Below are 13639 nucleotides of genomic sequence, written 5' to 3' on the forward strand. Positions count from 1 at the left end.
CGTGTCGTCATTGAATGCGCTGCCGTCCGGTGCGTTACTGTCGGTCCAGAAACTGACGAAGCTCTTCGGTAGCTTTACCGCCTGCAACGAAATCGATCTCGATATCGCTCCGGGCGAAATCCACGCGCTTCTCGGAGAGAACGGCGCAGGCAAGTCCACGCTGGTGAAGATGCTGTTCGGCGTTTTGGAGCCGTCGGCCGGCGATATTATCTGGGAGGGAAAGCCGGTTGCGGTTGGCGCGCCTGGAGAAGCCCGCAAGCTCGGCATCGGCATGGTCTTCCAGCATTTTTCGCTCTTCGAAGCCCTGACGGTCGCCGAAAACATCGCGCTCTCCCTCGATGACAAGATTCCGATCGGCCGGATCGCCGAAGAGGCGAGGGCATTGTCGCGCGCTTACGGGTTGCCGCTCGATCCGCACGCCCATGTGGCCGACCTTTCCGTCGGGGAGCGTCAGCGCATCGAAATCGTCCGCGCGTTGCTGCAAAATCCGAAGCTGATCATCCTCGACGAGCCGACCTCGGTTCTGACGCCGCAGGAGGCCGACAAACTCTTCGAAACGCTCTTCAAGCTGAAGGCGGAGGGCCGCTCTGTGCTCTATATCAGCCATCGCCTCGAGGAGGTGCAGCGCATTTGCGATCGCGCAACCGTGCTTCGCCACGGCAGGGTTACCGGCGCCTGCGATCCGAAGCGGGAGACTCCCGGTTCCCTCGCCAGAATGATGGTCGGCTCCCACGTGCCGAGCGTGAGCCATCCCGATCGCGGCAATGTGGGGGACGTTCAACTTGCAGTAACGAGCCTTTCGATCGCTCCGCGCACGCCCTTTGCCACACCGCTCAGAGATGTGTCGCTTGCGGTCCGCTCCGGCGAGATCCTGGCGATTGCCGGTGTCGCCGGAAACGGGCAGGGTGAGCTTTTCGACGCATTGTCCGGCGAATATCCGGTGGCGCAGCCTGAGGCGATCATGATCCGCAGGAAGCCTGTCGGCACGCAGGGCATCACCGCCCGCCGTCTGCTCGGTGCAGGCTTCGTTCCAGAAGAACGCCACGGCCACGCCGCAGTTTCGGCCATGCAGCTTTCGGATAATGTGGTGCTCGCGCGCAGCCAGTCGGACCGCAAGGCGTTCCTTGGCGGTGGCTTTCTCAAGGTCATCCGGCGCGGAGCGGTGAGGAGTGCGGCAAAACGCATTTCGGAAAACATGGACGTCCGCAAGAGCGGTGAGGATCCCGACGCAGGGGCGTTGTCGGGCGGCAATCTCCAGAAGTTCATCGTCGGCCGGGAGCTCGACCGCCAGCCGGCGGTCCTCGTCGTCAATCAGCCGACCTGGGGCGTCGACGCGGGGGCTGCGAGCCACATTCGTCAGGCGCTCGTCGATCTCGCACGCGCCGGCTCTGCCGTCGTCGTCATCAGTCAGGACCTCGATGAGATATTCGAAGTCGCAACCGATATCGCCGTCATCTCGGAAGGGCGTCTTTCGCCGCCGTTCCCGGCCGGTGAACTGACCCGCGAGCAGATCGGCATACTGATGGGCGGTCTGCATGAAAGCGGGCCTGCCGCGGAGACCGCCGATGCGCATTGAACTCGAAAAACGGCCACAGGTCTCGAAACTCTTCGGGTTCGTTTCGCCGCTCCTGGCACTGGTGCTGACGCTGGTTGCAGGTAGCATCATGTTCGCTCTGCTCGGCAAGGATCCGGTCGGGGCGCTGAACGCCTTCTTCGTCGAACCCTTGCTTGAAGTCTGGTCGCTGCACGAACTGGCGATCAAGGCCGCGCCGCTCATCCTGATCGCAGTCGGCCTTTCGGTTTGCTACCGCTCGAACAACTGGAATATTGGTGCCGAGGGCCAGTTCACCATCGGCGCGATCGCAGGCTCGATCCTGCCGATCGTCTTCTACGATTGGCATTCGCCGCTCGTGCTGCCGCTGATGCTCATCATGGGCGCCATCGGCGGCGCGCTCTTCGCCGCCATCCCGGCACTCTTGAAGGCGCACTTCAATACCAATGAAATCCTGACCTCGCTGATGCTGGTCTATATCGCCCAGCTTTTCCTCGATTGGCTGATCCGTGGTGCCTGGCGCGATCCGAAGGGCTTCAATTTTCCCGTTTCGCGCGACTTTGCTCCGGAGGCGGTCCTTCCGGCTATCTGGGAAGAGTCGGGACGCGCGCACTGGGCCTTCGTCTTCGCGATCCTCGCGGCGATCCTCGTCTGGTTTATGATGCGCTATACGCTGAAGGGTTTCGAGATCGTCGTGCTCGGCCAGTCCGAGCGGGCAGGGCGCTTTGCGGGCTTCTCCTCGAGGCGGATGATCTGGTTCAGCTTTCTGTTGTCCGGCGCGCTTGCCGGTCTCGCCGGTATTTCCGAAGTGTCTGGTTCGATCGGCCACCTGCAGCCGGCCATTTCGCCGGGATACGGCTTCACGGCGATCATCGTCGCCTTTCTCGGACGCCTCAATCCGCTCGGCATCATCGCCTCCGGCCTAGTGCTGGCGCTTACCTATCTCGGCGGCGAGGCGGCACAGCTCTCGATCGGGGTGTCCGACAAGGTGACGCGCGTCTTCCAGGGGCTCCTGCTGTTTTTCGTGCTCTCGTGCGACACGCTGATCTTCTACAGGATCAGGATCGTCTGGTCGCGGGTGCAGGCAGTCACCGGAAAGGTGGCGCAATGATCTTCGAAGCCATCTTGCTGACCGTCATCACGGCCGCCACGCCCCTCGTGATCGCTGCATTCGGCGAACTTGTGACGGAGCGCGCCGGAGTGTTGAACCTGGGCGTTGAGGGTATGATGATCATGGGCGCTGTCGGCGCCTTTGCGGCTGCCCAGGCCACCGGATCGCCTTATATCGGCCTGCTGGCCGGTATCGCGACCGGCGGAGTGTTCTCGCTTCTCTTCGGCTTCCTGACGCTGACGCTGGTAACCAATCAGGTCGCGACCGGCCTTGCGCTGACGATCCTCGGGCTTGGGGCCTCCGGGATGCTCGGCGAGAGCTATGTCGGCATCCCCGGTATCAAGGTTCCGCAGGTCTACATTCCGTATCTTTCCGACATTCCCTTCATCGGACCGGTGCTCTTTCATCAGGATCTGGTTTTCTACCTGTCGATCGCGCTCGTCATCGGCATCAATTGGTTCCTCTTCAAAAGCCGCAGGGGCCTGAAGTTGCGGGCGATCGGCGACAATCACAGTTCGGCACACGCGCTCGGGATCGATGTCATTCGTACCCGCTACCTGGCGGTCATGTTCGGCGGCGCCTGTGCCGGGCTTGCCGGCGCCCAGCTTTCGCTCGTCTATACGCCGCAATGGGTGGAGAACATGGCGGCGGGACGCGGCTGGATCGCGCTTGCGCTCGTCGTCTTTGCGTCCTGGCGGCCGTGGCGGGTGCTTGCGGGAGGCTATCTATTCGGTGCGGTCTCGATCGGCCAGCTTCACGCGCAGACCTTTGGGATCGGCATTCCGTCGCAGTTTCTTTCGATGCTGCCTTATGCCGCGACTATTGTCGTTCTCATCATCATTTCTCATAATCGGCGCACGACGTTGATCAACACGCCGGCATCGCTTGGCAAGGCTTTCGTGCCTGACCGGTGACGCACAACAACAGACGGGTTTCAAACTCCCAACCAACAGGGGCTAAAATGAAGAAACTAGCACTCGCACTTGCGGCAACCGCTGCGCTTGTCATCAGCGTCGGCTCGGCCGCACAAGCCGCAGACAAGACTAAGGTCTGCTTCATCTATGTCGGCACCCGCACGGACGGCGGCTGGACGCAAGCCCATGAAAACGGCCGCCTGCAGGTCGAAAAGGAATTCGGCGATAAGGTCGAAACACCTTACCTCGAAAGCGTTCCGGAAGGCCCGGATGCCGAGCGCGCGATCGAGCGCATGGCCCGCTCCGGCTGCTCGCTGATCTTCACCACCTCGTTCGGCTTCATGGATGCCACCGTCAAGGTCGCCCAGAAGTTCCCGAAGGTGAAGTTTGAACACGCAACGGGCTTCAAGGCAGCGGAAAACGTCGCGACCTACAATTCGCGCTTCTATGAGGGCCGCTACATTCAGGGCCAGATCGCCGCCAAGATGTCGAAGAAGGGCCTCGCCGGCTACATCGCTTCCTTCCCGATTCCGGAAGTGGTGATGGGGATCAACGCATTCGAACTCGGCGCGAAGTCCGTCAATCCCGACTTCAAGCTGAAAGTCGTATGGGCCAATACCTGGTTCGACCCGGGCAAGGAAGCCGACGCCGCCAAGGCACTGATCGACCAGGGCGTCGACATCTTGACACAGCACACCGACACCACGGCGCCGATGCAGGTTGCTGCCGAACGCGGCATCATGGCCTTCGGTCAGGCGTCGGACATGATCAAGGCCGGTCCGAAGACCCAGTTGACGGCAATCGTCGACACATGGGGCGCTTACTATACCAAGCGCACAAAGGCCCTGCTCGACGGGACGTGGAAGTCTGAACAGATCTGGGACGGCCTAAAAGACGGCATCTTGACCATGGCGCCCTACACGAACATGCCGGACGACGTGAAGAAGATGGCCGAAGAAACCGAGGCCAAGATCAAGTCCGGCGAACTGCATCCCTTCACCGGCCCAATCAACAAGCAGGACGGTACGCCCTGGCTGAAGGATGGCGAGAAGGCCGATGATGGCACGCTGCTCGGGATGAACTTCTACATCCAAGGCGTCGACGACAAACTGCCGCAATAATCGCTGCATTTCACAGTTGCAAAAGGCGCTCCCTCTCTGAGCGCCTTTTTTTGCGAGCCATCCTAAAATAGTAATTTACAAAAGTAATACTATATGATTTTTTCTCTCGTGCGCCGCGAGGAGCGGCATTTGGGAGAGACAATCATGAAATTGAAAAATGCACTTTTGAGTGCCACGGTTCTGGCTGCCTGCATGTTCGGTTCCGCATCTGCAGCTGAGCTTGTCGTGGGCTTTTCACAGATCGGCTCGGAGTCCGGCTGGCGTGCCGCTGAGACGACGGTGACGAAGCAGGAAGCTGAGAAGCGCGGCGTTGATCTGAAATTTTCCGATGCCCAGCAGAAGCAGGAGAACCAGATTAAGGCGCTGCGCTCCTTCGTTGCACAAGGCGTCAACGCGATTTTCCTCGCTCCCGTCGTCGAAACCGGCTGGGACGATGTCCTCAAGGAAGCCAAGGAAGCCGAAATCCCGGTCATCCTGCTCGACCGTACCATCAAGGCTCCGGATGATCTCTATCTGACGGCTGTGACCTCCGACCAAGTCCATGAAGGCAAGGTTGCGGGCGAGTGGCTCGTCAAGAATGCCGGCGACAAGAAGTGCAACATCGTCGAACTGCAAGGCACCACCGGTTCCTCGCCGGCGATTGCCCGCAAGAAGGGCTTCGAGGAGGCGCTTGCCGGCCACGACAACTTCAAGATCGTCCGCAGCCAGACCGGCGACTTCACCCGCGCCAAGGGCAAGGAAGTCATGGAAAGCTTCCTGAAGGCTGAAAACGGCGGTAAGGACATCTGCGCGCTTTATGCCCACAACGACGATATGGCCGTCGGCGGCATTCAGGCGATCAAGGAAGCCGGTTTGAAGCCCGGCAAGGATATCCTCGTCGTCTCGATCGACGCCGTTCCGGACATCTTCCAGGCGATGGCGGCAGGCGAAGCCAACGCGACGGTCGAGCTCACGCCGAACATGGCCGGCCCGGCATTCGATGTGCTTGACGCCTATCTGAAGGACAAGAAGGAGCCGCCGAAGTGGATCCAGACGGAATCGAAGCTCTACACGCCGGCTGATGATCCGATGAAGGTCTACGAAGCCAAAAAGGGCCTCGGTTACTAATTGACACTGTTGCCGCACCGGTCCCTCATGGACCGGTGCGGCGCTGCCCGTGCGAGCGGGACATCATGTCCGGCAAGTGCAAGGGCATGAGCGGTCATATCTGGAAAATATCGAGCCATGATTCACGATTTCGAGAACGTTCTCGTCGCGTCCGGAATATCGAAATTCTTCCCCGGCGCCGTCGCGTTGGACAAGGTCGATTTCACGCTTCGCAAGGGCGAAGTCCATGCGCTGCTCGGCGAAAACGGAGCCGGCAAATCCACACTCATAAAATGCCTGACCGGCGCCTATCGCCGCGACGAGGGAAGACTTGCGCTCGAGGGCAGCGAGATCGATCCCGCCGATACGCTGGCGGCACAGAGGCTCGGCATCGGGACCGTCTATCAGGAGGTGAACCTCCTGCCGAATCTCAGCGTCGCCGAGAACCTTTTCCTTGGCCGTCAGCCGCGCCGTTTCGGCATGGTCGATACGCGCGCGATGAACCGGATGGCGCGCGAGCTGCTGGCGCAATATGGCTTGGACATCGATGTCACGGCACAGCTCGAGCGCTTCTCCGTCGCCGTCCAGCAGGTGATCGCCATTGCCCGTGCAGTCGATCTTTCCGGCAAGGTTCTGATCCTCGACGAGCCGACCGCGAGCCTTGATACGCACGAAGTCGCGATGCTCTTCAATGTCATCAATGACTTGAAGAAGCGTGGATTAGGCATTGTCTTTATTACACACTTTCTTGAACAGGTTTACGAGATCAGCAACCGTATCACGGTGCTTCGCAACGGCAGGCTTGTCGGCACCCGGGAAGTGGCGGAACTGCCACGGCAGGCGCTGATCCCGATGATGCTCGGCCGCGAACTGGCGCAGACGGAAGAGGCCGCAAAGGAACGCACGGCCGCTGCGGGCAGCGTCAAATATCGCTTCGAGGGCTATGGCAAGCGCGGCAAGGTAAAGCCTTTCGATCTCGACATTCGCGTGGGTGAAGTCGTCGGCATAGCCGGCCTGCTCGGTTCCGGACGTACCGAGACGGCAGAACTTTTCTTCGGCATAGAGCATGCCGACAGCGGCAGGGCGGTGATCGATGGAAAGGTTGTGGCGCTGTCGAGCCCGCGCGCTGCGATCAGGCACGGATTCGGTTTCTGCCCGGAGGACCGCAAGACCGACGGGATTATCGGCGATCTGTCGATCCGAGAGAATATCGCGCTGGCGCTTCAGGCCCGCCGCGGCTGGGCAAGACCGCTGTCGCGCGGCGAACAGAATGCTCTTGCGGACCAATATATCAAGGCGCTCGATATCCGCACGACCGACCGTGAGAAACCGATCCGGCTGCTTTCGGGCGGCAACCAGCAGAAAGCCATCCTCGCGCGCTGGCTTGCCACCAATCCTGATTTCCTGATCCTCGACGAGCCGACGCGCGGCATCGACGTCGGTGCCCATGCGGAGATCATCCGGCTGATCGAGGAGCTTTGTGCAAAGGGCATGTCGCTGATCGTGATTTCATCTGAATTGGAAGAGCTTGTCGCCTATAGTTCACGCGTCGTCGTCCTTCGCGACCGCGAGCACATTGCCGAGCTTGCTGGAGACCGCTTGACGGCATCCCACATCATCGACGCGATTGTCGCGGCCGAACAGAAAATGGAGGATGCATGAGTTCCTCGCTGAGGGCGCTTGCCATACGCCTGGCGCCGCAATTGATTGCGCTGGCCGTCATTCTTTTGTTGAATTTCATCATGTTTCCGCAGTTTTTTAATGTCGTCGTTCAGAATGACCGCCTCTATGGCAGTCTGATCGACGTCCTGAACCGCGGCGCCCCCGTTGCCCTGCTCGCCATCGGCATGACGCTGGTGATCGCGACGAAGGGCATCGATCTTTCCGTCGGCGCCGTCATTGCGATCTGCGGTGCGGTTGCCGCATCGTCGATCGTCTCCGGTAATTCGCTGGCCTACACTCTGATCACGACGCTCTGCGTCGGGCTGCTTTGCGGCGTTTGGAACGGCTTCTTGGTGGCGATCCTGAATATCCAGCCGATCATCGCCACGCTTGTGCTGATGGTCGCCGGACGCGGCATCGCCCAGCTGATCACCGAAGGCGTGATCATGACTTTCAATGATCCGGGTCTGATATTCTTCGGCAGCGGCTCCTTCGCCTTTTTGCCGATGCCCGTCGTGATCTGGCTGATCGCCGGCGCGATGGTGATCCTGCTCGTCAGGCGGACCGCACTCGGCATGCTGATCGAATCGGTCGGCATCAATCGCCGTGCCAGCACGCTCTCCGGGGTTCGCACGCCCGTTCTTTTGATGGCGGTCTATATGCTGAGCGCGCTCTGTGCGGCGATCGCGGGCATTATCGTGGCCGCCGACATCAAGGGTGCTGATGCCAACAATGCCGGTCTCTGGCTGGAGCTCGATGCGATCCTTGCGGTCGTCGTGGGTGGTAATTCTCTCCTCGGCGGGCGCTTCAGCATCCTCGGCTCGCTGATCGGGGCGATGATCATCCAGGCGGTCAATACCGGCATCCTGCTATCCGGTTTCCCCCCGGAATTCAACCTGATCATCAAGGCCGTGATCGTCCTGATCATTCTCATCATCCAGTCGCCTGCGCTGCAATCCGCCGCAGTCTTCTTCAGCCGCAAGCCGGAAGTCAGAGCGGAGCTGTTGAAATGAACTCGAAATACTTGCCGCTCCTGGCAACCATCGTCATCTTCGTCCTTTCCTATGCGGCCTGCGCGCTGCAGTACCCGAACATGCTCTCAACCCGCGTCGCCGGCAATCTGCTGACCGACAACGCTTTTTTGGGAATTGCCGCGGTCGGCATGACCTTCGTCATCATCTCGGGCGGTATCGACCTTTCGATCGGCTCGGTCATCGCCTTTACCGGCGTGTTCCTTGCCGTCGTGCTGCGGGACACCTCGATTCATCCGCTGGTAGCCTTTGCGTTGGTTCTCGTCATCACCACTGCCTTCGGTGGATTGATGGGCGCGGTGATCCACTATCTGAAGATGCCGGCCTTCATCGTGACGCTTGCCGGCATGTTCCTGGCGCGCGGCATGTCCTACGTGCTTTCGATCGACAGTATCCCCATCGATCACGATTACTATTCGACGCTGACCGGCATTTACTATCGTCTGCCGGGCGGCGGACGCCTGACGCTGGTCGGCGGAGTCATGCTGCTGGTTTTCATCGCCGGCGTCTTCATTGCGCATCGCACCCGCTTCGGAGCAAATGTCTACGCGCTCGGCGGCGGCGTCCAGACGGCGGAGTTGATGGGTGTGCCGGTCGGCCCGACGACCATCCGGATCTACGCGCTCTCCGGCTTTTTGGCGGGCCTATCCGGAATCGTTTTTTCGCTCTATACGTCTGCCGGATATTCCCTGGCGGCGGTCGGTGTCGAGCTTGACGCCATCGCGGCGGTGGTCATTGGGGGGACTCTTCTGACCGGGGGAGCAGGATTCGTAGCAGGAACCTTCATCGGTCTCCTGATACAGGGGCTTATTCAGACATACATCACCTTCGACGGGACGCTCTCGAGCTGGTGGACGAAAATCCTGATCGGCTTTTTGCTCTTTGCGTTTATCCTGATGCAAAAGGCCATCCTGTTCTTGTCCAGTTTGAACAAGAGGTACGCCTGACGGAGGACTTGTTGCGCAACCGTTTGCTTGAGACACGAAGGACCGGCCGGAAGACCCGCACGAGCCACGCGCAGGTCGTGGACGAGCTTGGCAAGGCCATCGTCGCCGGAACCTATCCGGTCGGCTCGATTTTGCCCGGCGACGTCGAGCTTGCCCAGCGCTTCAAGGTCTCCCGCACCGTCCTTCGCGAAACGATGAAGACGCTTGCAGCCAAGGGCATGGTTGTTGCCAAGGCCCGCGTCGGCACGCGTGTGACGGAGAAAAACCTCTGGAACATGTTCGACAGCGAGATCATTGCCTGGCACTTCGACCACGGCGTCACTGAAGAATTCCTGCTGCAACTCTACGACATCCGCCTTGCTGTAGAACCTTTTGCCGCGGGCCTTGTGGCAGAACGTGCAAACGCCGATGACATCGCGACGCTGCGTGCATTGGCGCTCGATATGGCTGCGCCCGGCCACACGACCGAGAGCCTTGCGCTCGCCGACCTGAAATTCCATCTCGCCGTCGCGGATGCTTCCCACAACCCATTCATGCGCACGCTCGGAAGTCTGATCGAGGCGGCCCTCGTCGGTATGTTCCGCCTGAGCACGCCGCCATCGCAGAACGGTTTCGCCAACATTGCCGACACGCATATGCGCATTGTCGATGCGATCGTCGCCGGCGACGTTGCCGGCGCCCGCAAGGCGATGGAAGATGTTATCGTTGAAGGCCGCAAACATGTGCGTGACGCCTATGCGGCGTTCTCCGAGGTTTCCGCCTGATCCAAATTCATCTTTGTCGCCGGTTCGCCTTGCTGCTATGAGGCAGAGCTGAACAACGGATTCCCGGAGCCTGCCCCATGGAACGCACCTGCCTTGCCATCATTCTTGCCGCCGGCGACAGCACACGCATGAAATCCTCGAAATCGAAGGTGCTGCATCCGGTCGCCAACCGGCCGATGATCGCACACGTCGTGGACGCCGTGGCGAAGGCCGGCATTTCGTCGGTCGCTCTCGTCGTCGGGCGTGATGCCGACGAAGTCTCGAAGGCCGCCAGAATCGGCGGCGTCGAGGTCGAGGCACACTTGCAGAAGGAGCGCCTCGGAACCGGACATGCAGTTCTTGCGGCACGCGAAGCGATCGCCCGCGGCTACGACGATATCCTGGTGACGTATGGCGATGTCCCGTTACAGACCGAGGGGCCGCTGAAGGCGGCGCGCCAGGGACTGGCGGAGGGCAGCGATATCGTCGTCATCGGCTTCCATACGAGCAAGCCCACAGGCTACGGCCGGTTACTCGTCAAGGACGGCGAATTGATTGCGATCCGCGAGGAGAAGGACGCGACCGATGCGGAGCGCGCCGTCAAATGGTGCAATAGCGGCCTGATGGCGATCAACGGCCGCAAGGCCCTCGATCTCCTTGCGCGCATTGAAAACAGCAACGCCAAAGGCGAATACTATCTCACGGACCTCGTCGAGATTGCCCGCTCGCTCGGCGGCCGAGTCACGGCCGTCGATGCGCCGGAAGTGGAAATGACCGGCTGCAACAACAGGGCAGAACTCGCGGCGATCGAGCGTTTCTGGCAGGAGCGCCGCCGCCACGAATTGATGATCTCCGGCGTGACGATGATCGCCCCCGAAACGGTTTTCCTGTCGCACGACACTGTCATCGGCCAGGATGCGCTGATCGAGCCGAACGTCGTCTTCGGTCCGGGCGCGGTGATCGACGGCGGCGCGGTGATCCATGCTTTCTCCCATATCGAAGGCGCGCATGTGAGCGTCGGTGCGACGGTCGGTCCCTTTGCACGCCTGCGGCCGGGCGCCGATCTCGGCGAGAGATCGAAGGTCGGAAACTTCTGCGAGGTGAAGAACGGGCAGATCGGTGAGGGCGCCAAGGTCAACCACCTGACCTATATCGGTGATGCGGTCATCGGCGCCGGGGCCAATATCGGCGCGGGCACGATCACCTGCAATTATGACGGCGTGAACAAGCACGAGACCCGTATCGGCGCCAACGCCTTCATCGGCTCCAACAGTGCGCTGGTTGCTCCGGTCAGCATTGGCGACGGTGCCTATATTGCGTCGGGCAGCGTCATCACCCACAATGTCCCTGCCGAGGCGCTCGCTTTCGGCCGGGCGCGCCAGGAAATGAAACCGGAGCGCGCCAAGGCGATCCGCGAGCGCGCGCAGGCGATCAAGGCCGCAAAGCAAGCCAAGACTGAGTAACGGCCGGAAATCGAATGTGACCGGCTGACCGATTGAGAAATAACAGAAAATCGCTAGGACTGGCTCGTTATTTTCGAAGCGTTGGGGAGATTTTCATGTGCGGTATTGTGGGCATCGTGGGCAGTCAGCCGGTCGCGGAACGTTTGGTTGATGCGCTGAAGCGGCTCGAATATCGAGGTTACGATTCGGCGGGCGTCGCGACGATCCACGAGGGCGTGATGAGCCGTCGCCGCGCCGAGGGCAAACTCTTCAATCTCGAGAAGTGCCTCGACGTCGAGCCGCTGCCTGGTACGACCGGCATCGCCCATACGCGCTGGGCAACGCACGGCGTTCCGAACCAGACCAATGCGCACCCGCATTTCGTCGAGGGCGTGGCGGTCGTCCACAACGGCATCATCGAAAACTTCTCGGACCTGCGTGACGAGCTCAACGCTGAAGGTGCGGTATTCGAAAGCCAGACCGACACCGAAGTCGTCGCCCACTTGATGGCGAAATACCTACGCGAAGGGCTTGAGCCCCGCGCTGCCATGCTGAGGATGCTGAACCGCGTGACGGGCGCCTATGCGCTCGTCGTCATGCTGCAGAGCGATCCGGGCACGTTGCTGGCAGCGCGCTCCGGCCCGCCGCTTGCTATCGGCTTCGGCAACGGCGAAATGTTCTTGGGCTCGGATGCAATCGCTCTTTCGCCCTTCACCAACGAAATCACCTATCTCGTCGACGGCGACTGCGCGGTCATCACCCGCGACGGTGCGGCCATCGTCGATTTCTCCGGCAACCCGCTAAATCGCCCGCGGCAGATATCGCAGGCGACGGCCTATGTCGTCGACAAGGGCAACCATCGTCACTTCATGGAAAAGGAAATCTATGAGCAGCCGGAGGTCATCTCCCACGCGCTCAGCCACTACATGAATTTTGCCGAGAACACGATTGGTGCTAATGCGTCGGAGATTGATTTCAAGACAGTCAGCGGCCTCGCAATCTCGGCCTGCGGCACCGCCTATCTCGCCGGTCTGATCGGCAAATACTGGTTCGAGCGCTATGCCCGCCTGCCGGTAGAGATCGATGTCGCCTCGGAATTCCGCTATCGCGAAATGCCGCTGCAGCCGTCGCAGGCTGCACTCTTCATCTCGCAGTCCGGCGAAACCGCAGACACGCTGGCCTCGCTCCGCTACTGCAAGGACAACGGCCTGAAGATCGGCGCCGTGGTCAATGTGCAGGAGTCGACGATCGCGCGCGAATCCGATGCCGTCTTCCCGATCATGGCCGGTCCTGAAATCGGAGTTGCTTCGACGAAGGCCTTCACCTGCCAGCTGGCCGTCCTCGCGTCTCTGGCGATCGGTGCCGGCAAGGCGCGCGGCACCGTCAGCGCCGATGAGGAAAAGGGGCTCGTCCGGCAACTCGCCGAAATGCCGCGCGTCATGAGCCGTGTGCTGAACCTCGTCCAGCCGCAGATGGAAAGTCTCTCACGCGAACTCTCCAAGTGCCGCGACGTGCTTTATCTCGGCCGCGGCACCAGCTTCCCGCTGGCGATGGAAGGTGCGCTGAAGCTCAAGGAGATTTCCTATATCCATGCGGAAGGGTATGCGGCGGGCGAATTGAAGCACGGGCCGATCGCGCTGATCGACGAGAACATGCCGGTCATCGTGATCGCGCCTTACGACCGGTTCTTCGAAAAGACCGTTTCGAACATGCAGGAAGTCGCAGCCCGCGGCGGCCGGATCATATTCATCACCGACGAAGCAGGCGCTGCTGCCTCCAAGCTGCCGACAATGGCGACGATCGCGCTTCCGAACGTCCCTGAGATCATCGCGCCGATGATCTTCTCGCTGCCGATCCAACTGCTCGCCTACCACACCGCCGTCTTCATGGGCACGGATGTCGACCAGCCACGAAACCTTGCAAAATCGGTCACGGTGGAGTGAATCGGAATGCCGCCGGAAGGCTTGTGAAAGGGGCCGAATTCTGGCAGCTTCGTTCCAGGTGCGGGGGAGCGCCTGATCACGTCAGCC

At 60.8% G+C, this 13639-nt stretch carries 11 protein-coding genes; all 11 read left to right on the forward strand.

What is annotated here, in order from left to right; genetic code table 11:
- Window positions 1–10: 10 nt before the first annotated feature.
- The 11 genes from QA644_RS08360 (at window position 11) to glmS (ending at window position 13552) form a co-directional block, all read left to right on the forward strand.
- Window positions 11–1576 (forward strand): ABC transporter ATP-binding protein, encoded by a 1566-nt coding sequence (locus QA644_RS08360; protein ID WP_283072348.1) that lies wholly within the window; start codon window positions 11–13, stop codon window positions 1574–1576.
- Window positions 1566–2663 (forward strand): ABC transporter permease, encoded by a 1098-nt coding sequence (locus tag QA644_RS08365; protein ID WP_239598849.1) that lies wholly within the window; start codon window positions 1566–1568, stop codon window positions 2661–2663. The genes QA644_RS08360 and QA644_RS08365 overlap by 11 nt, the downstream gene beginning before the upstream one ends.
- Window positions 2660–3577 carry an ABC transporter permease gene (locus tag QA644_RS08370; protein ID WP_283071925.1) on the forward strand — a complete coding sequence of 306 codons (918 nt, stop codon included), beginning with the start codon at window positions 2660–2662 and terminating at the stop codon, window positions 3575–3577. Before QA644_RS08365 ends, QA644_RS08370 begins: the two co-directional genes overlap by 4 nt.
- A gap of 47 nt (window positions 3578–3624) precedes the next feature.
- Window positions 3625–4698, forward strand: a complete 1074-nt coding sequence (locus QA644_RS08375; protein ID WP_039844855.1) for a BMP family ABC transporter substrate-binding protein — start codon at window positions 3625–3627, stop codon at window positions 4696–4698.
- Window positions 4699–4842: 144 nt separating this feature from the next.
- Complete coding sequence (ytfQ, locus tag QA644_RS08380; protein ID WP_022715566.1) at window positions 4843–5805, forward strand: galactofuranose ABC transporter, galactofuranose-binding protein YtfQ; 963 nt, start codon at window positions 4843–4845, stop codon at window positions 5803–5805.
- 117 nt (window positions 5806–5922) lie between these two features.
- A complete protein-coding gene (ytfR, locus tag QA644_RS08385) occupies window positions 5923–7446 on the forward strand; it encodes a galactofuranose ABC transporter, ATP-binding protein YtfR (protein ID WP_239598844.1) in 1524 nt (507 codons plus the stop codon).
- Window positions 7443–8459 (forward strand): ABC transporter permease, encoded by a 1017-nt coding sequence (locus QA644_RS08390; RefSeq protein WP_239598843.1) that lies wholly within the window; start codon window positions 7443–7445, stop codon window positions 8457–8459. Before ytfR ends, QA644_RS08390 begins: the two co-directional genes overlap by 4 nt.
- Window positions 8456–9424: a galactofuranose ABC transporter, permease protein YjfF gene (gene yjfF / locus QA644_RS08395; protein WP_283071929.1), complete on the forward strand. Its 969-nt coding sequence runs from the start codon at window positions 8456–8458 to the stop codon at window positions 9422–9424. The genes QA644_RS08390 and yjfF overlap by 4 nt, the downstream gene beginning before the upstream one ends.
- Window positions 9425–9435: 11 nt before the next feature.
- The gene (locus QA644_RS08400; protein WP_074068082.1) at window positions 9436–10188 is read left to right on the forward strand and encodes a FadR/GntR family transcriptional regulator; all 753 of its coding nucleotides are present in this window, start codon (window positions 9436–9438) and stop codon (window positions 10186–10188) included.
- 77 nt (window positions 10189–10265) lie between these two features.
- On the forward strand, window positions 10266–11630 hold the full coding sequence (glmU, locus tag QA644_RS08405; protein WP_283071931.1) for a bifunctional UDP-N-acetylglucosamine diphosphorylase/glucosamine-1-phosphate N-acetyltransferase GlmU: 1365 nt from the start codon (window positions 10266–10268) through the stop codon (window positions 11628–11630).
- 95 nt (window positions 11631–11725) lie between these two features.
- The gene (glmS, locus tag QA644_RS08410; RefSeq protein ID WP_074068085.1) at window positions 11726–13552 is read left to right on the forward strand and encodes a glutamine--fructose-6-phosphate transaminase (isomerizing); all 1827 of its coding nucleotides are present in this window, start codon (window positions 11726–11728) and stop codon (window positions 13550–13552) included.
- The last annotated feature ends 87 nt before the right edge of the window (window positions 13553–13639 follow it).

Origin of the sequence: Rhizobium sp. CC1099 (genome assembly GCF_029714385.1) — a bacterium.
In the GTDB taxonomy this organism is placed as follows: domain Bacteria; phylum Pseudomonadota; class Alphaproteobacteria; order Rhizobiales; family Rhizobiaceae; genus Rhizobium.

Coding starts and splice junctions, on each gene's coding strand:
- QA644_RS08365 (WP_239598849.1), top strand. CDS start 1,566: ATGCGCATTGAACTCGAAAAACGGCCACAGGTCTCGAAACTCTTCGGG.
- QA644_RS08370 (WP_283071925.1), top strand. CDS start 2,660: ATGATCTTCGAAGCCATCTTGCTGACCGTCATCACGGCCGCCACGCCC.
- QA644_RS08375 (WP_039844855.1), top strand. CDS start 3,625: ATGAAGAAACTAGCACTCGCACTTGCGGCAACCGCTGCGCTTGTCATC.
- ytfQ (WP_022715566.1), top strand. CDS start 4,843: ATGAAATTGAAAAATGCACTTTTGAGTGCCACGGTTCTGGCTGCCTGC.
- ytfR (WP_239598844.1), top strand. CDS start 5,923: ATGATTCACGATTTCGAGAACGTTCTCGTCGCGTCCGGAATATCGAAA.
- QA644_RS08390 (WP_239598843.1), top strand. CDS start 7,443: ATGAGTTCCTCGCTGAGGGCGCTTGCCATACGCCTGGCGCCGCAATTG.
- yjfF (WP_283071929.1), top strand. CDS start 8,456: ATGAACTCGAAATACTTGCCGCTCCTGGCAACCATCGTCATCTTCGTC.
- glmU (WP_283071931.1), top strand. CDS start 10,266: ATGGAACGCACCTGCCTTGCCATCATTCTTGCCGCCGGCGACAGCACA.
- glmS (WP_074068085.1), top strand. CDS start 11,726: ATGTGCGGTATTGTGGGCATCGTGGGCAGTCAGCCGGTCGCGGAACGT.